General features: G+C 59.1%; 10 protein-coding genes. 6 read left to right on the plus strand and 4 right to left on the minus strand.

Annotated features, from left to right (window positions below; translation table 11 throughout):
• The first annotated feature begins 146 nt into the window (after window positions 1-146).
• Together sohB and P3G59_RS13285 are read left to right on the plus strand one after the other, a co-directional pair.
• On the plus strand, window positions 147-1,178 hold the full coding sequence (gene sohB, locus P3G59_RS13280) for a protease SohB (protein WP_277761913.1): 1,032 nt from the start codon (window positions 147-149) through the stop codon (window positions 1,176-1,178).
• A gap of 191 nt (window positions 1,179-1,369) precedes the next feature.
• Entirely contained in the window at window positions 1,370-6,241 is a 4,872-nt protein-coding gene (locus tag P3G59_RS13285; protein ID WP_277761914.1) for an NEL-type E3 ubiquitin ligase domain-containing protein, read from the plus strand.
• A gap of 141 nt (window positions 6,242-6,382) precedes the next feature.
• On the opposite strand, the gene P3G59_RS13290 is transcribed toward P3G59_RS13285, so the two are convergent.
• Entirely contained in the window at window positions 6,383-6,877 is a 495-nt protein-coding gene (locus P3G59_RS13290; RefSeq protein WP_007912572.1) for a DUF934 domain-containing protein, read from the minus strand.
• Entirely contained in the window at window positions 6,861-8,519 is a 1,659-nt protein-coding gene (locus P3G59_RS13295; protein ID WP_277761915.1) for a nitrite/sulfite reductase, read from the minus strand. Before P3G59_RS13295 ends, P3G59_RS13290 begins: the two co-directional genes overlap by 17 nt.
• A gap of 524 nt (window positions 8,520-9,043) precedes the next feature.
• On the opposite strand from P3G59_RS13295, the gene P3G59_RS13300 reads away from it, so the two are divergent.
• A complete protein-coding gene (locus tag P3G59_RS13300) occupies window positions 9,044-10,117 on the plus strand; it encodes an ABC transporter substrate-binding protein (protein WP_277761916.1) in 1,074 nt (357 codons plus the stop codon).
• 5 nt (window positions 10,118-10,122) lie between these two features.
• Here P3G59_RS13300 and P3G59_RS13305 read toward each other — a convergent pair whose 3' ends face one another.
• Window positions 10,123-10,341 carry a DUF2970 domain-containing protein gene (locus P3G59_RS13305; RefSeq protein ID WP_122590792.1) on the minus strand — a complete coding sequence of 73 codons (219 nt, stop codon included), beginning with the start codon at window positions 10,339-10,341 and terminating at the stop codon, window positions 10,123-10,125.
• 178 nt (window positions 10,342-10,519) lie between these two features.
• Window positions 10,520-14,230 (minus strand): methionine synthase, encoded by a 3,711-nt coding sequence (gene metH / locus P3G59_RS13310; protein ID WP_277761917.1) that lies wholly within the window; start codon window positions 14,228-14,230, stop codon window positions 10,520-10,522.
• 155 nt (window positions 14,231-14,385) lie between these two features.
• On the opposite strand from metH, the gene P3G59_RS13315 reads away from it, so the two are divergent.
• The 3 genes from P3G59_RS13315 to nfuA all read left to right on the plus strand — a co-directional run bounded on the left by P3G59_RS13315 (window position 14,386) and on the right by nfuA (window position 18,514).
• Window positions 14,386-16,668: a fatty acid cis/trans isomerase gene (locus tag P3G59_RS13315; RefSeq protein ID WP_277761918.1), complete on the plus strand. Its 2,283-nt coding sequence runs from the start codon at window positions 14,386-14,388 to the stop codon at window positions 16,666-16,668.
• A gap of 181 nt (window positions 16,669-16,849) precedes the next feature.
• On the plus strand, window positions 16,850-17,872 hold the full coding sequence (locus P3G59_RS13320) for an acyltransferase (protein ID WP_277761919.1): 1,023 nt from the start codon (window positions 16,850-16,852) through the stop codon (window positions 17,870-17,872).
• A gap of 57 nt (window positions 17,873-17,929) precedes the next feature.
• Window positions 17,930-18,514, plus strand: coding sequence for a Fe-S biogenesis protein NfuA (nfuA, locus tag P3G59_RS13325; protein WP_007912592.1), 585 nt, complete (start codon window positions 17,930-17,932; stop codon window positions 18,512-18,514).
• Window positions 18,515-18,710: the final 196 nt, after the last annotated feature.

An 18,710-nucleotide genomic window follows, 5' to 3' on the forward strand; every position in this document is an offset into this window, starting at 1 on the left:
TGTCAATGAAAAAACATACGCTTGTTTGAAATGCCCGTTACAGGGGTGTTGCCAGAGGTTTCACGGCTGGCCGACAAGCCGGCGCATGGGTATGCTGGAGCCATCCCGCGTGTGTCTCACATCCGCGCATCGTTTAAGGAGTCTCTGTGGAGTTTTTCACCGAATACGCCAGTTTTCTGGCCAAGACCGTCACCCTGGTGGTCGCCATTCTGGTCGTGCTTGCCAGTTTTGCCGCATTGCGCAGCAAGGGCCGGCGCAAATCGGCCGGTCAGTTGCAGGTCAGCAAACTCAATGACTTCTACAAGGGCCTGCGTGAGCGCCTGGAGCAGACGTTGCTCGACAAGGATCAGCTCAAGGCTTTGCGCAAGGGCGAGGCCAAATCCGAGAAAAACGCGAAAAAGCAGAAGAAACAGCCGGAAGCCAAATCGCGTGTGTTCGTGCTGGATTTCGACGGCGACATCAAGGCCTCGGCCACCGAAAGCCTGCGCCATGAAATCACCGCACTGCTGACGCTCGCCACGCCAAAGGACGAAGTGGTCCTGCGTCTGGAAAGCGGTGGCGGCATGGTTCACAGCTATGGTCTGGCATCCTCGCAACTGGCGCGTATCCGCGAGGCCGGCGTACCGTTGACCGTGTGCATCGACAAGGTCGCGGCCAGCGGCGGCTACATGATGGCGTGCATCGGCGAGAAGATCATCAGCGCACCGTTTGCGATTCTTGGCTCGATCGGCGTGGTTGCTCAGCTGCCCAACGTCAACCGTTTGCTGAAGAAACACGACATCGACTTTGAAGTCCTCACCGCCGGCGAATACAAGCGCACCCTGACCGTGTTTGGCGAAAACACCGAGAAGGGCCGGGAGAAGTTTCAGGAAGACCTGGACATCACCCATCAACTGTTCAAGAACTTTGTTGCCCGTTATCGCCCGCAACTGGCGATTGACGATGTGGCCACCGGGGAAGTCTGGCTCGGCGTCGCGGCGCTGGATAAACAGCTGGTGGATGAGCTCAAGACCAGTGATGAATATCTGGCAGACCGGGCGAAAAAAGCCGAGGTCTATCACCTGCACTACGCCGAGCGCAAAAGTCTGCAGGAACGCATTGGCATGGCCGCCAGCGGTTCGGTGGATCGCGTGCTGTTGAGCTGGTGGAGTCGCCTGACTCAGCAACGTTTCTGGTAACGCAAAGTGCGCTTGCAGGGTCTCGACTCTGCGAGCGTGATTCATCCTGAATCAGATTCTGTGCGTTAACTATGTATTTTATAGTTTCGTATTGTTGTTGTTTTGCGCGCTGACTCATCAACTAATCACGCTGTATCCATTGTCCATTCGACTTTATTCTGAATGCTCACTTCAGATTAAGGTTGTTCAACATGGACGTTGCTAGCCATCACTCGAAATTGCCAAGCATGACGCCTGCCCAACAAGGCGTGTTTTTTGATCTGTTCAAAAAACAAATGCCGCCCTGGCTACTTGCCGCCTCGGAAGTTCTGCGCGGTGAGCTCTATGAAAGTCTCAAATCCAGTTATAAATCCCGCAGCACTGCACTTGAACAGTTGAAGGCGTTCCAATCCCCGCAAAGTTTTTGTACACCGCTACTGGCCAAGGCCATGTCTGAAAAGCTGGGCGAACCCTTTGAAGTTGAAGGGGCCATCTTCCAGCATATCCGTTCCACCTCCAGTCTGTTGGGGCTGCGAAAGAAACTGGTGCTGCCGATCGATCGTGATGTATTGACGGCCGCCTGCGAGAATTTCGAATTGTCGGAAACCCTGGCCGACAGCTACCACGAAGATTCTTTGCTGTATGTCCCGGCACGTTTGACCGGACGATCCAGTCAAATGTTATCGATCAAACCCCACGAGTTCGCCAGGCTGTGTCGTTATCTCGATTTGGGTAAAGAATATAAGAAACATGTGGAAACGCTGTTTGGTAACGACACTCAAGTTGCCAGTTTGCAGGCTGCCTCCGTTGCCTGTGCGAGGGATCAGTTCGAAGTCGATCGACATATTGCTTACATGCGCGAATATATCGGTGCGGATGTTTATCTGATGCTGCAATCGGTCAAGGATTCGCAACCTTCGATCAAGTTGGGCAAGAACACGCTGGGTTATCAAAATCTGCAAATGCTTGGCGTGACTTTGAGAGGGCCGATGTTCATCGGTCCTGTCAGCGAGGCCGCTGACGAGGATTACCGCTGCGTGATTTACATCCCGCAGGATCCGGATCATCCGCTGAAGGAATACTCGTCGTTCTCGGCATTCGAACTGGAATTGAGCAATCGCTTGAGAAATGCCGAATTCCGCAGCTTTTTCATGCGTTTCATCTCACTGGAGGACCGCGCGACCTTCCTCACGGGGCTGAACTGGCGACTGTTGAACGTCAAGCCCAGTCAATTTCCCTACGCCAGCCTGGTTGTACCGCTGACGGGCGTCGATCCCGAAGGCGACGCCAAGCTTGATCTGTTTCTGGCGATTTTTCGCCATCGTGCGGCGCAGGTCCGCGCCGATTCGCTATTGCTGGTCGTGCCGACCGATGCCGAAGACGCCAAGACACGTCTGGCGCGCCTGGAAACCTATAAATCCGTCGGCCTGAATACCGTGATGTTCTTTGCCTCCTTCGTCCCGGTTCTCGGTCAAGTGATGTTCGCGGTCGCCGGCCTGCAACTGCTCAAAGAGATTTACGAAGGCATCGACAGCTGGGCTCACGGCGATCAGGAACACGCCACCGATTGTCTGTTCGATACCCTTGAAAACCTGATTCTGATGGCGGCTTTTGCAGCCGGTGGGACAGCTGCGAGCAAAGCCTTCAAAACCGTGCGGGCGTCGGGTTTCGTGCAGGGTCTGCGGCGTGTCACGGTGGCGCCGCAATCTCGGCGGTTGTGGAATCCGGACATGGCGGCCTATCGTCAGCCAGAGGCCATTCCCCGTCATCTGCCGGCCGACAGCCAAGGTCTGGTCAGCCGTGGCGATCACCGTTACGTATCGCTCGGATCTGATGCATTCGCGGTCAATCCGCTCAGGGGAACAGGATTGTGGGAGGTGAGTAGCACGCCGTTGTCGGCGCGCTATTCGCCAGTGCTCGAAACCAACGGCGAAGGTGCCTGGCGGCACGACTCGGAACTGCCGCAAGACTGGAACACGCTCACGCTGTTCCGGCGTCTGGGGTATCGCGAGGATCAGGTGCCCGAAGCCCGCGCGCTGCAACTGATCGCCAGTACCGGTATCAATGAAGATGCGATGCGGCAACTGTTGGTGCAGCGCGGCAATCCCATGGCGGTGTTGACCGATTCGGTCAAGCGCTTTGGCGCCGATGCGCAGGTCGCAGCGTTTCTCGAGCAGGTGGCCTCGCCTTCGTCTGTGTCGCTGGCGGATGCCGATTTGCAGTTGTACCTGCTGACGGCGGCCGGGCGCTGGCCCAGGGACATGGCGATCATCGTCAGCGCCGTGGGCGACGGGCAAGTGGCACGTTACGGCAGCGAAACGGCTTCGCGTCGAGTCAAAATCAGCGACGATGCGCTGCGCCAGGGCAAGTTTTATCAGCCGTTGCTGGCTGCGCTCAGCAACAAGGAGCGAGCGCGTCTGTTGGGGGCAACTACTGCAGAACAAACAAACCAGGTCGAATTGCTTGCGAGCCACATTGGCAGCCTCGCACCGCGTATGCGCATGGCCTTGATGGATCGCTTGTATCGGCGCGCCGACGTCACTCAACAGCCTCTCAGCGAACCGATCCGCAGCGCGTTTGCCGACTTGTCCGCCAGCGTTGCCGATGAGCTGGTACAGCACGCCAACGTGCGGGAGTGGGAGCAACTGGCAGACGGCAATGTGCCGTTGCGAGTGGCAGAAGAAGCACGCCGCTATCAACAGATTCAGCGCCTGAATCGGTCCTATGAGGGGCTGTATCTGGACGCGGCCAGTGGCTATGACGCGGATCTGCTGGTGCTCGATACTCTGGTGCATCTTCCCGGCTGGCCCGGCGATGTGAGGATGGAAATCCTCGACTGGGGGGTGTACGCCGATCAGCGGGCCACGGTCGGTCCGGAGGATGCGCCGTTCAAGGTGGTCATCGAAGCCTATAGCGAGCGTTATCAGGGCCGTAACAAGCAAGAAACAATCGTCTCTACGCAGCCGACGCGCACTCGCGCCCATTTCTTTCAGGCGTTGTGGGAAAGCCTGCCCGAACTCAGCCGAAAGGCCATTGATGTCGACGGTGACGCCGATGGCACAGGTCTGCGGCAAAAAATCACGGCGTTGGCGCTGCATCGGCGCGAAGCCTTTGCGAAGGTTCTGGGTATCGAACCGGTGCACGCTGACTACCGTTCGCCGATGGGGCTGGCAGACAGACGGGTCGAGCAAGCCTGGGTGCAGACACTCGCCGATTCCGACCCGGTAGTCCCCCGGTCCGCGGCGATCAGGCGTCGTGCGCGGGAACTGTATCCCGCCCATTCGACCGAGCAGATCGAGCGCTTTGTCGCGTCACTCGATGCTGACGATGTGCTGGCCATCAGGAAGCTTGAGCAGATGCGCGAGCAGTACCAGACACTGGTCGACACGTTGGAGCGCTGGACGCAGCGCGATACCTGGTATCACGAGGCAGACGGCTCAAGGCTCAAGGTTCCCCGGCACAGTAAGCACCGTGCGGCGCAGTTGATTTTACGCGCATGGCGCAAGGAAACCCGCAGCGGTCTCTTTGAGGGTCAGCTCTCCTATGACCTGTCCTTCGATGCTCTGCCACTGGGTGACCTGCCGGTGCTCATCGGCGATTTCAGTCACGTCGCGACCCTGCGATTGAGTGGCGTGGGTGCCAGCGCGGGGTTGAACAGCTTTCTGCGCAACTTCACTCACCTGCGCATGCTCGATCTCTCGGGGAATCGGCTGACTCGCATCCCCCAGGCAATCGAGGACATGAGCGGGCTGGTCCGGCTGGACTTGAGCAGCAACCAGATTCAACTGACCGACCGAGCGGTTCTGGCGCCCGGTACCACGGACTTCTTGCGTTCGCTCGATTTGAGTCTGAACCCGACCTTGGCGCGCACGCCGGGTTTTGCCGCGATGCGCAGCTTGCGCCATCTGAACCTGCGAGAAACCGGGATCAGCGAGTGGCCGACGGATATCGATGGACTGACCCATCTGGAAACCCTTGATCTGCGCGACAACAAAATTGTCGATGTACCGCGGGCTGTGTTCAACGCGCGCGCAGTGCTCAATCGCGGCACCAATATCGACGGCAACCCGCTGTCGGCAGCGAGCCTGAAAGCCATCATCGAATATCAGCAAGTGCACGGCATCAGCCTCGGCGTGGTACCTGCCGAATACGTTGATGTGCTGCGTCCGGCTGCCGACAGGACTGGCGCCGGGTGGGTACGCGGTTTGTCGGATGTACCGGTGGCCAGGGCGCAGGAAGTACTGTCCTCGCTGGCCGCTGATCCGGACTCTGGAGATTTTTTCGATGTGTTCCAGCGACTGCGTGACACTGCCGATTTTTCCCGAACCCGTGCGCAACTGGGCCAGCGTGTGTGGGATGTGCTGGAGGCCGCCTGCGCAGACGATCGCCTGCGCCGTGCGCTGTTTCGAATGGCCAGGGTTGGACGGGTCAGCACCGTCAACGTCGCCGGGTTGTTCAGCGATCTTGAGGTCCGGGTGTTGTGTTATCGGGCGTCGGCGGCAGCCCGTACCGGTACGCAAACCCTCGAAGGGGAACTCATCGGCCTGTTGCGGGGGCTGTTTCGGCTAAAAGAGGTGGAACGACAAGCGTTGATCGAGGTTGCCCGACGAGCCCAGACAGAGTCTTTGAGTTTCCGTCAGGCATTGGACATCAGTCTGATTTATCGGGTGCGGCTGGCCGAGCGACTGCAATTGCCTGCACAACCCAGAGAATTGAATGTGTTGCTCGATGCCGAGGTGTCCGATGAGCAGCTTGATCATGCCTACCGGGAGGTGGTCGAGACCGAGCAGACCTCACAACTGGCGGAGTCGATCGGCGGGCAGGAGTTCTGGGCCGAGTATCTGTTGAGGACTCATCAGAACGCCTTTGCCGAAATAATTGATCGCAGCTCACGAGCGCTGACACGGCTTGATGCTGAAACCCACCTGTCCCGTGAAGCAGCCTCGCAACAGATGGTGAGCATTCTCGATAATTTCAGGAACGACAACTTGCAACTGTGTATTCGGTTGACCACTGAGGCGTTGGCTCGACATCCGGGGTTGACCGTTCCCGCGGCAGTTGCGCCGGATGCTCTGGAAGCTTGAGGAACGAGCAACATTGCAGGTCAGCAATGAATCAAGCCGCGGACTTGCGCGGATTGGGGCAGACCGTTTGCCATCGTGAACAATTGAGCGATATGAGAGGGGGAGGCCTTGAGCCCGCGCATGCGGACTCAAGGCTTGCAATCAACGGCGACGGAACAGCGGCAGCGGTTCGTCAGTGGCGGCCTGATAGGTCACCGAAAAGTCCTTGAGACCTTCCAACGCTTCGTACGGGTCTTTGTCCGCACGCACGGCAAAGGCGTCGAAACCACAGCGGTGCATGTAGAACAGCTGATCACGCAACACGTCACCAATCGCCCGCAGTTCGCCTTTGAAACCGTAGCGGTCACGCAGCAGGCGGGCGTTGGAGTAGTTGCGGCCGTCAGTGAAAGCCGGGAAGTTCAGGGCGATGACCTGGAACTCGGCGACGTCTTCACCGATTTCCTCGGCTTCTTCGTCGGCGTCCAGCCACACACCCAGGCCACCGTCGCGAGCCTTGAGCATGCGACTGTGTTCACGCCACAGTTGCAGCGGCACGATCAGATCGTCGCAGTTGCTGATCTCGTCGATGTTGAAATCCTTGGGCAGCAAGTGCCAGGTTTCGTCGACGACCTCGTTGTTCTTAATGATTCGCTGCATAGACGCGTTCCTTGAAGAGGTCGATGCCAATACGCTGGTAGGTGTCGATGAAGCGCTCGTCTTCGGTACGTTGTTCAACGTACACGTCGATCAGCTTCGAGATCACGTCCGGCATGGCTTCCTGAGCGAAGGACGGGCCGAGGATCTTGCCCAGGCTCGCATCACGGCTGGCGCTGCCACCGAGGGAGACCTGATAGAACTCTTCGCCTTTCTTGTCCACGCCGAGAATGCCGATGTGGCCAACGTGGTGGTGACCACAGGCGTTCATGCAACCGGAGATGTTCAGGTCCAGTTCGCCGATGTCGAACAGGTAGTCGAGGTCGTCGAAGCGACGCTGGATCGACTCGGCAATCGGGATCGACTTGGCATTGGCCAGCGAGCAGAAATCACCGCCAGGGCAGCAGATGATGTCGGTCAGCAAGCCGATGTTTGGCGTGGCGAAACCGCTTTCACGCAGCTCGCCCCACAGGGTGAACAACTGGCTTTGCTCAACGTCGGCAAGAATGATGTTCTGTTCGTGCGAGGTGCGCAGTTGACCGAAGCTGTAGCGCTCGGCCAGATCGGCGACGGCGTCGAGCTGCTTGTCGGTGATGTCGCCCGGGGCAACGCCGGTCGGCTTCAGCGACAGGGTCACGGCCACGTAACCCGGTTTTTTGTGCGCCAGGGTGTTGCGGCTGCGCCAGCGAGCGAAGCCCGGATGCTCTTTGTCCAGCTCGGCCAGTTGCGCGGTCTGGTTATCCAGCGCCTTGTAGTCCGGGTCGACGAAGTGCTTGGCGACGCGGTGCAGTTCGGCTTCGGTCAATGTGGTCTGGCCACCGCGCAGGTGTTCCATTTCCGCATCGACTTTCTGGGCGAACACTTCCGGCGTGAGTGCCTTGACGAGGATCTTGATCCGCGCCTTGTATTTGTTGTCGCGACGGCCGTAGCGGTTGTACACGCGCAGGATGGCGTCGAGGTAGCTCAACAGGTCCTGCCACGGCAGGAATTCGTTGATGAACGCGCCGACCACTGGCGTACGACCGAGGCCGCCGCCGACCAGCACGCGGAAACCCAGTTCGCCAGCGGCGTTGTGCACCGGTTCAAGGCCGATGTCGTGGACTTCAATGGCCGCACGGTCAGCGGTCGAACCGTTGACGGCAATCTTGAACTTGCGTGGCAGGTAGGCGAATTCCGGGTGGAAGGTAGTCCACTGACGAACGATCTCGCACCACGGGCGCGGGTCGATCACTTCGTCGGCAGCGACACCGGCGAACTGGTCGGTGGTGACGTTGCGCAGGCAGTTGCCGCTGGTCTGGATCGCGTGCATCTGCACGGTGGCCAGTTCAGCCAGAATGTCCGGGATGTCTTCCACCGCCGGCCAGTTGAACTGCACGTTCTGCCGCGTACTGATGTGGGCGTAGCCCTTGTCGTAGTCGCGGGCAATCTTGGCCATCATGCGCACCTGACGCGAAGTCAGCTGGCCGTAAGGCACCGCCACACGCAACATCGGCGCGAAGCGCTGGATGTACAGGCCATTTTGCAGGCGCAGGGGGCGGAATTCTTCTTCGCTCAGCTCACCTGCCAGATAGCGTCGGGTCTGATCACGGAACTGCTTGACGCGGTCCTCGATGATCCGCTGATCGTACTCGTCGTATACGTACATATAAGTCCTGTTCTCAGGCTTGGGCCATTCGGAGTAGCACTGCGTTTTCGCTTGCTGGAGTCCGATTGTGCCTCTGCAATTCTGCGCGCACGGCCGCGCACTCCCTAACGGAGCCGGGGCAATATACCCGTTTGCAGTTATGCGCAAAAGTGATGTTTGAGTATATGTAAAGAACCAAATCGCCTAACGAGAATGGCTGTCAACTAACCCACATTTGTCGTGCGGACAATCATCGTCTTAACTGTGGTCGAGTCTTTCTGCAATCACCGATAAAACCGACAAGAGGCGATGCAATGAGCAACCCGACCAAGGCAAGAAAAAGCGACAGCAGTGTCGATGCGTGGGCCATTTTGTTCCTGATCATTCTCGTAGTAGGAACAGCGGTATTCTGGGTCAGTCATCAGTAAACGACCCATCCGGGCCCGCTTCCGACAGATTGTCGGACAAAAACGGGATCAGGCATCAATAGCCGGTGGAACGAGGGCTATAATGCGCGGCCATTTTTCCCAGGGCCCGGATGTTTCATGTTCAAGTTTTTCCACCTCAGTCTGCTGTTGTTCGGCGCGCTGTTCCAGACCGGCGCGCGGGCAGAGTCTGTGCTGTTTTTGAATCCGGGTTCGACGCAGGAAGCCTTCTGGGTCAGCTATTCGCAATTCATGCAGGCGGCCGCCCGTGATCTGGGGATCGATCTGCAGATCCTCTACTCTCAACGCCAGCCCGAGTTGACCCTGGCGCAGGCGCGCGTCGCCTTGCAGGGGCCGGATCGTCCCGAGTACCTGGTGTTCGTCAACGAACAATACGTCGCTCCGCAAATTATGCGTCTGGCTGAAAACAGCGGCGTGAAGCTGTTTATGGTCAATGCCGCACTGACGCCTGACCAGCTGACGCTGCTTGGCCGGCGTGACGATCGTATCGGCAGCCTGGTGCCGAACGACGAGGAGGGCGGGTACCTGATGATGAAGGAGCTGATTCGCCTGCATCCGCCGACGCCCGCTGCTGAGCCGATTGAAGTGTTGGCGTTCTCCGGGCTGAAAGTCACCCCCTCGGCACAATTGCGCGAGCGCGGCATGCAGCGAGCGCTGGCCGAACACCCACAGATACGTCTGCGGCAATTGGTCTACAGCGGCTGGACCCAAGAGCGCGCCTATGAGCAGGCCAGACAGCTGTTCGCCCGTTACCCGAAGGTGTCGCTGGTGTGGTCGGCCAATGATGAAATGGCTTTCGGCGCGATGCGCGCGTACGCCGAGACCGGCAAAGTCCCCGGCAAAGATGCCTTGTTCAGTGCGGTCAATACCTCACCGGCGGCCTTGCAGGCTTTGGTTGACGGGCGCCTGAGCGCGTTGGTCGGCGGGCATTTCACCCTGGGCGGCTGGGCCTTGGTCGAGTTGCATGATGTTGAGCAAGGCGTTGAGTTGAATCACTACGGCGGCCGTGACCGGCAGATCGCCTTGTTGCAATTGATCGACAAACCGCACGCCCGGCAAATGCTGGCCATGGGCAAGTCGCCGGACTACGGCGTGAATTTCCGCAAGCTCTCGGCCAAGGGGCAACCGGCGTCGTATCGCTACCCGTTCACCTTGCAGACCCTGATGCGCTGACCGCGTCAGACCCCGGCGAAATGCACCACCAGTTTGACGATGGCAAACAGCGTCAGCGCAAACACCGCCGTGAACAGAATGCCCAGCAACACAAAATGACTGGGTTTGCCATGGGTGAAGTCCCTTGCGCGGTTCTTGCCGCTCTGCACCCCGAACGCCGCCGCCATCACGCTGTGCAGCATCTGCCAGAAGGTCGGCGGTTTGTTGTCGACTGGATCGTCCATAAATCCCTCGTCTGCCGTGTGTGTCAGACAAGCATAGCCAACCGTTTCAAGGGCACCGCAAAAACACGTGTGGGAGCGAGCTTGCTCGCGAAGGCGTCGTGTCAGTCAACATCTAGGTTGAATGATCGACCGCTTTCGCGAGCAGGCGCGCTCCCACAGGGTGTTGCGTCAGGCTGGATTAGTTGTCGTAACCTAGGTTCGGCGCCAGCCAGCGCTCGGTCACGCTCAACTCCTGACCTTTACGCGAGGTGTAGCTCTGCACCTGATCCTTGTCGACCTTGCCCACGGCAAAGTACTGCGCCTGCGGATGGGCGAAGTACCAGCCGCTGACGGCGGCGGCCGGGAACATCGCATAGTGTTCGGTGAGGAACACACCGCTGCGGCCGGCACGCATTTCTTCGGCCTCCGGATCGAGCAAGGCAAACAACGCGGCCTTCTCGGTGTGATCCGGGCACGCCGGGTAACCCGGAGCAGGGCGGATGCCGCTGTATTGCTCTTTGATCAGCGCCTCGTTGTCGAGCACTTCGTCCTTGGCATAACCCCAGTGCTCTTTGCGCACTTGCTGGTGCAGCCACTCGGCGCAGGCCTCGGCCAAACGGTCGGCCAGAGCCTTGACCATGATCGAGTTGTAGTCGTCGCCCGCGTCCTGATAAGCCTTGGCCACTTCTTCGGCGCCAATGCCGGCGGTGGTGATGAAGCCCCCGACGTAGTCAGTCACTTCGCTGTCCTTCGGCGCGACGAAGTCGGCCAGCGAGAAGTTCGGCTTGCCGTCGGTCTTGATGATCTGCTGGCGCAGGTGATGCAGCTTGGCCAATGGCTGGCCGTCATCGCCGTACAGTTCGATGTCGTCATCATGCACCTGATTGGCCGGCCAGAAGCCGAACACCGCACGGGCGCTGATCAGCTTCTCGTCGATCAGTTTGGCGAGCATTTCCTGCGCGTCCTTGTACAGCGCGGTGGCGGCTTCACCGACCACCTCGTCTTCGAGGATGCGCGGGAACTTGCCGGCCAGATCCCAGGAGATGAAGAACGGCGTCCAGTCGATGTATTCGGCCAGCACCTTGAGGTCGATGTTGTCCAGTACCTTGCTGCCGGTGAACGTCGGTTTGACCGGCTCGTAAGTGGCCCAGTCGAACTGTGGCTTCTTGGCGATGGCCGCGGCGTAGCTCAGGCGCTCGGTTCGGGCGCTGCGGTTGGCGGTGCGTTCGCGCACTTCAACGTATTCGGCACGGGTTCTCTCGACGAAACCGGCCTTCAATTCTTTCGACAGCAACTGCGTGGCCACGCCGACCGCGCGCGAGGCATCGGTGACGTAGACCACGGCGTCGTTGCTGTACTTCGGCTCGATCTTCACTGCGGTGTGCGCTTTGGAGGTGGTCGCGCCACCGATCATCAGCGGCAGGTGGAAGTCCTGACGCTGCATCTCACGGGCAACGTGAACCATTTCATCCAGCGACGGTGTGATCAGGCCGGAGAGGCCGATGATGTCGCACTTCTGCTCCTTGGCGACCTGCAGAATCTTCTCTGCCGGGACCATCACGCCGAGGTCGACGATGTCATAGCCGTTGCAACCGAGCACCACGCCGACAATGTTCTTGCCGATGTCGTGCACGTCACCCTTGACGGTTGCCATGAGGATCTTGCCCTTGGCTTCCGGCTTGTCGCCTTTTTCCAGCTCGATGAACGGGATCAAGTGGGCCACGGCCTGTTTCATCACGCGGGCGGACTTCACCACTTGCGGCAGGAACATTTTGCCGGCGCCGAACAGGTCGCCGACGATGTTCATGCCCGACATCAGCGGGCCTTCGATCACCTCGATCGGGCGGGCGAACGACTGGCGCGATTCCTCGGTGTCTTCAACGATGTGGGTGGTGATGCCCTTGACCAGCGCATGCTCCAGACGCTTGTTGACGTCCCAGTTACGCCACTCTTCGGTCTCGGCTTCCTTGACGCTGCCGTCGCCCTTGTACTTGTCGGCGATGGCGAGGAGGGCGTCGGTGCCTTCCGGCGTGCGGTTGAGGATCACGTCTTCAACAGCGTCGCGCAGCTCGACCGGGATCTGGTCGTAGATCTCCAGTTGACCGGCGTTGACGATGCCCATGGTCAGGCCCGCGCGGATCGCGTACAGCAGGAACACCGAGTGGATCGCCTCGCGCACCGGATTGTTGCCGCGGAACGAGAACGACACGTTGGAGACGCCGCCCGACGTCAGCGCATACGGCAGTTCGTCGCGGATGTAGGCACAGGCGTTGATGAAGTCCACAGCGTAGTTGTTGTGTTCTTCGATACCGGTGGCCACAGCGAAGATGTTCGGGTCGAAGATGATGTCTTCCGGCGGGAAGCCGACCTCGTTGACCAGAATGTCGTAGGAGCGTTTGCAGATTTCTTTTTTGCGCGCTTCGGTGTCGGCCTGGCCGGCTTCGTCGAACGCCATCACCACCACGGCCGCGCCGTAGCGCTTGCACAGTTTGGCGTGATGGATGAACTGCTCGACGCCTTCTTTCATGCTGATCGAGTTGACGATGCCCTTGCCCTGAATGCACTTGAGGCCGGCTTCGATCACTTCCCATTTCGACGAGTCGATCATGATCGGCACGCGGGAGATGTCCGGTTCACCGGCGATCAGATTGAGGAAGGTCACCATGGCCTTCTTCGAATCGAGCATGCCTTCGTCCATGTTGATGTCAATCACCTGCGCGCCGGCTTCGACCTGTTGCAGGGCGACTTCGAGGGCTTCGGTGTAGTTGTCTTCACGGATCAGCCGGGCGAATTTCGCCGAGCCGGTGATGTTGGTGCGCTCGCCGACGTTGACGAACAACGAGCTGCGATCGATGGTGAACGGCTCCAGACCCGAGAGACGGCATGCCTTTGGAATGTCCGGAATCTGGCGCGGCGCGTAACCGGCCACGGCTTTGGCGATGGCTTCGATATGCCCCGGCGTGGTGCCGCAGCAACCGCCGACGATGTTGAGGAAGCCGCTTTGGGCGAATTCTTCGATGACTTTGGCGGTTTCCGACGGCAGCTCGTCGTACTCGCCGAATTCGTTCGGCAAACCGGCGTTCGGGTGCGCGGACACGTGGGTGCTGGCCTTGTTCGACAGCTCTTCCAGGTACGGGCGCAGCTCACTGGCGCCGAGCGCGCAGTTGAGGCCGACGGAAATTGGCTTGGCGTGTGCAACGGAGTTCCAGAACGCTTCGGTGGTCTGGCCCGACAGGGTCCGGCCGGAGGCATCGGTGATGGTCCCGGAAATCATGATCGGCAGTTCGAGGTGCAGCTCTTCGAACACGCCTTGCACGGCGAAGATCGCCGCTTTGGCGTTGAGGGTGTCGAAAATGGTTTCGATCAGGATCAGGTCGGCGCCACCCTCGATCAGGCCTTTGGTGGCTTCGGTGTAGTTCTCCACCAGCTCATCAAAGGTGACGTTGCGATAGCCCGGGTTGTTGACGTCCGGCGATAGCGAGCAGGTGCGGCTGGTCGGGCCGAGCACGCCAGCAACGAAGCGCGGCTTGGCCGGGTTCTCGGCGGTCTTGGCGTCGGCAATCTTGCGGGCCAGGCGTGCGCCTTCTACGTTTAACTCGTAGGCCAGTTCTTCCATGCCGTAGTCGGCCATGGAAATGCGCGTGGCGTTGAAGGTGTTGGTTTCGAGGATGTCGGCGCCGGCATCCAGATAGGCTTTCTCGATGCCGCCGATCACGTCCGGACGGGTGATCACCAGTAGATCGTTGTTGCCCTTGACGTCACTCGGCCAATCGGCGAAGCGTTTGCCGCGATAATCCTGCTCTTCGAGCTTGTAGCTCTGGATCATCGTGCCCATGCCGCCATCGAGTATCAGGATGCGCTCTTTGAGAGCTTGCTTGAGAGCTTGAAGGCGGACGCTGCGATCGGACATTTGGACTACTCGGAAAGACCATTACGAAGGAGCGGGATCATAGCAAACCTGTGCGGTTTTAGAGCATGCGGGGCTTTTGCATGAATATCGCTCATGTTGGTACGAGCGTCATACTGTAGAATCGCGGCGTTTTTTTCACGATCGGGATCAAGGGCATGTCGTACCGCGTCATCAGCATTTTTTTGCTGTTTTCAAGCTGGGGCGCCGTTGCGCAGGAACCCACGATCTCATATAGCCGTGATATCCAACCGATCTTCACCGAAAAGTGCGTGGCCTGCCATGCGTGCTACGACTCGGCCTGTCAGTTGAATCTGGGCAGTGGCGAGGGCGCGGCCCGTGGCGCGAGCAAAATGCCGGTCTACGATGGCGAGCGTACACAGGCGGCACCGACCACTCGGCTGTTCTACGACGCTTTCGGCAAACGTGCCTGGCAGCAGAAAGACTTTTATTCGGTGCTCGACGCCCAAGGCAGTCAAGCGGCGTTGATGGCGCGCATGCTCGAATTGGGGCACAAGACGCCACTGACACCGAACGCCAAACTCCCGCAAGACATCGTGTTGGGCCTGAACCGCGAAAACATGTGCGCGCTGCCCGCCGAGTTTGAAGGTTATGCCGGTGCCCATCCGAAAGAAGGCATGCCGCTGGCGGTGACCGGGCTGACCGACCAGCAATATCAGACCCTGCAGCGCTGGCTGGCCTCGGGTGCGCCGATTGACGAACAAGGCCTGGCGCCAAGCGCCCAGGAGGCGCTGCAGATCGTCCAGTGGGAAAACCTGCTCAACACCCCCGGCGCGCGGCAAAGCCTGGTCGGGCGCTGGTTGTACGAGCACTGGTTCCTCGCGCACATCTATTTCAAGGACGGCGAGCCGGGGCATTACTTCCAGTGGGTGCGTTCGCGCACACCGACCGGACAGCCGATCGACCTGATCGCCACCCGCCGCCCCAACGACGATCCGGGCACTCAGGTGTATTACCGCTTGTGGCCGGTACAAGGGGTGATCGTGCACAAGACCCACATCACTTATCCGCTGAGCGCGGCGAAGATGGCGCGGGTGAAAAGCCTGTTCTACAGCGGTAACTGGCAGGTCACTGCGTTGCCGGGTTACGGCCCGCAGAGCCGCGCCAATCCGTTTGCCACGTTCGAAGCGATTCCGGCGCAGGCGCGTTACCAGTTCATGCTCGATAACGCCGAATACTTCGTCCGCACCTTTATTCGCGGCCCGGTGTGCCGTGGGCAGATCGCCACGGACGTGATCCGCGATAACTTCTGGGCGCTGTTCCAGGCCCCGGAGCACGACCTCTATATCACCGACCCGAACTATCGCGGGCAGGCCACGCCGTTGTTGGCCATGCCAGGGCAGAACGACGATGTCGGCAGCGTTTTGAGCCTGTGGCACAACTACCGCAACAAACGTAACGAGTACGAAGCGCTGCGCCGCGACAGCTATGCCGATCAACCGGCACCGAGCTGGTCGACGCTGTGGGCCGGCAACGACAACGCGCTGCTGAGCATATTCCGCCACTTCGACAGCGCATCGGTGACCAAAGGCCTGATCGGCGAGGTGCCGCAGACCATGTGGCTGTTCGACTATCCGCTGCTGGAACGCACCTATTACCAGTTGGCGGTCAACTTCGATGTGTTCGGCAACGTCTCCCATCAGGCGCAAACCCGCCTGTATTTCGACCTGATCCGCAATGGCGCCGAGCAGAACTTCCTGCGCCTGATGCCCGCCGACTCACGCGAGGATTACCTCGACGATTGGTATCAGAGCAGCGGTCAGTTCAAAATGTGGCTCGATTATGAGGCGATTGACGACGACAAACCGACCGCGTTGAAGCTCGACGAGAAAGACCCGAAATACGATTTCGCCATGCAATTACTGGCGCGTTACGGCGATCTCAATGCGCACCCTGATCCGATCAATCGCTGCAACGGCGCTTACTGTTCGCGGCCGAATATCGACCCTTTTCTGCAAAATGCCGAGCAGGCGCTGAGTCGCCTGACTTCGCGCCCGGCGGCCGGTTTGAAGGTCATTGAGCAATTGCCAGAAGCCACGATGCTGCGCATTGAAACCGCCAGCGGCAAACGTGAGGTCTATAGCCTGATGCGCAACCGCGCACACAGTAACGTGGCGTTCCTGCTGGGGGAGTCGCTGCGCTATCAGCCTGGGTTGGACACCATCACCATTTTTCCCGGCGTGCTCAGCAGTTATCCGAACTTCATCTTCAACATTCCGGCCGAGCAAGTGCCCGAGTTTGTCGATGCAATGGAAAACGCCAAGGATGCCAACCGTTTCGAGAAAATCGTCGAACGTTGGGGGATTCGCCGCAGTCATCCGCAATTCTGGTTGTATTTCCATGATCTGAGCCAGTACCTGCACGAAACCGACCCGGTGGAAGAGGGCGTGCTGGACATGAACCGCTACGAGAATCTTTGATCGATTGAAGCTGTCCTGCTGTCCCAGCCTTTAATAACACCGCAAATCCTTGTAGGAGCTGTCGAGTGCAACGAGGCTGCGATCCTTTGATCTTTTAGAATCAAGATCAAAAGATCGCAGCCTTCGGCAGCTCCTACAGGGAATCTGAGGTGGTTTCAGGAACTGTGAGCGGGAGCGGCCGATGTTGATTTCAGTGCAAGCCCTACGTGCGCTGGCCGCGTGGACGGTGGTCTGCCATCACTTCATGCAGATTTTCTTCAACTTCGAAGCACGCGGGCCGATTGGCCAACTGTTCATCGACAAAGGCGCGGTGGGCGTCGATATCTTCTTTGTCATCAGCGGCCTGGTGATTTTTCTCTCGACTGAAAACAAACCGCCGCCGCCCGCGCGTTTTCTGTTGTATCGGCTGTTTCGCATCGTCCCGGCGTATTGGCTGTACACGCTGTTGATGGCACTGCTGGTGGTGTTTGCCCAGCCGATATTGCCCGATCAAACGGTGGACTGGGATCATCTGCTGTTGTCGTTGCTGTTCATTCCCACCGAGAACCCCGGTGGTTATGGCATCTACCCGACGCTTAATGTCGGCTGGACGTTGAATTACGAAATCCTTTTTTACGTGCTGTTCGCCTGGACGCTGTTGTTTCGCTTGCAAGTGCGTCTGCTGGTGGTCGCGGCGCTGCTGTTTGCGGTGAGCCAGGCGTGGACCGGGTTTGGCTGGATCAGTGAGTTCTATCGCTCGGATATCGTCTATGAATTTCTGCTGGGGATCGGCATTGGCATGCTTTATCGCCGGGGCTGGATCGGCGCGGGACTGTGGCTGCCGCTAGCGGCAATCGTGGCGGTATTGCTGACGATCTATCACTTGGCACCGGCGCCGAGGCTGCTGAACTGGGGTGTGCCGAGCGCCGTGCTGGTGATGGCGTGTATCTCGCTTGAGCGTTATGTCGAGCGCAGCCGGGCACTCAAACTGCTCGGCGATTGCTCGTATTCGGTGTATCTGATGCACGTTCTGGTGTTGTCGGCAGGCGGTTATCTGGCCCGACGCTACGGCATCAACCCGTATTTGATGTTCGTCGTGTGCGCGCTGGCCATCGGTGTCGGCTCATGGCTGAGCTACGAATGGGTGGAAAAACGCAGCTATCGCTGGCTCAAGGCGCGAATCGACGACGAGCCTGACGAGAATCTTTCCCGACAAAAATACTAGGACTTTGTCCGGCGCAACGATTGGCGTAAACTGCGCCCAAGCCTGCGAGGAGTTTCCATGACCGCTATTACCATTACCGACGCCGCCCACGATTACCTGGCTGATCTGCTCTCCAAGCAGAACACCCCGGGCATCGGCATCCGCGTCTTTATCACCCAGCCTGGCACCCAGTACGCCGAAACCTGCATTGCCTACTGCAAGCCGGGCGAAGAAAAACCTGAAGACACCGCGCTGGGGCTGAAAAGCTTCACCGCGTACATCGATCACTTCAGCGAAGCGTTTCTCGATGACGCCGTGGTCGACTACGCCACCGACCGTATGGGCGGTCAGCTGACCATCAAGGCCCCGAACGCCAAAGTGCCGATGGTCAACGCCGACAGCCCGGTCAACGAGCGCATCAATTACTACCTGCAAACCGAAATCAACCCGGGGCTGGCCAGCCACGGCGGTCAGGTCAGCCTGATCGATGTGGTGGAAGACGGCATCGCCGTTCTGCAGTTCGGTGGTGGTTGCCAGGGCTGCGGCCAGGCGGACGTGACCTTGAAGGAAGGCATCGAGCGCACCTTGCTCGAGCGCATCCCTGAGCTGAAAGGCGTTCGCGACGTGACCGACCACACGCAGAAAGAAAACGCCTACTACTAAGGTGTTCGCTGCGAAATAACGAACGGCGCTGTGGTGGGGGTGCTTGTCGGATCGCCGCACCGTCCCGCGTGACTGCGTAGCAGTCACAACCAAGACAATGCATTTTCCCGTGATGAATGCATTGTCTGGTGCCACAAGATCAAAAGATCGCAGCCTTCGGCAGCTCCTACAGGGATACACATTCCAATGTAGGAGC

It is taken from the genome of Pseudomonas sp. A34-9, from assembly GCF_029543085.1.
Lineage (GTDB): Bacteria > Pseudomonadota > Gammaproteobacteria > Pseudomonadales > Pseudomonadaceae > Aquipseudomonas.

Bases quoted from the DNA above. Each gene is read 5' to 3' on its own strand.
- P3G59_RS13315 (WP_277761918.1), top strand. From the start codon at position 14,386: ATGTCGTACCGCGTCATCAGCATTTTTTTGCTGTTTTCAAGCTGGGGC.
- metH (WP_277761917.1), bottom strand. From the start codon at position 14,230: ATGTCCGATCGCAGCGTCCGCCTTCAAGCTCTCAAGCAAGCTCTCAAA.
- P3G59_RS13290 (WP_007912572.1), bottom strand. From the start codon at position 6,877: ATGCAGCGAATCATTAAGAACAACGAGGTCGTCGACGAAACCTGGCAC.
- P3G59_RS13285 (WP_277761914.1), top strand. From the start codon at position 1,370: ATGGACGTTGCTAGCCATCACTCGAAATTGCCAAGCATGACGCCTGCC.
- P3G59_RS13305 (WP_122590792.1), bottom strand. From the start codon at position 10,341: ATGGACGATCCAGTCGACAACAAACCGCCGACCTTCTGGCAGATGCTG.
- P3G59_RS13295 (WP_277761915.1), bottom strand. From the start codon at position 8,519: ATGTACGTATACGACGAGTACGATCAGCGGATCATCGAGGACCGCGTC.
- P3G59_RS13300 (WP_277761916.1), top strand. From the start codon at position 9,044: ATGTTCAAGTTTTTCCACCTCAGTCTGCTGTTGTTCGGCGCGCTGTTC.
- nfuA (WP_007912592.1), top strand. From the start codon at position 17,930: ATGACCGCTATTACCATTACCGACGCCGCCCACGATTACCTGGCTGAT.
- P3G59_RS13320 (WP_277761919.1), top strand. From the start codon at position 16,850: ATGTTGATTTCAGTGCAAGCCCTACGTGCGCTGGCCGCGTGGACGGTG.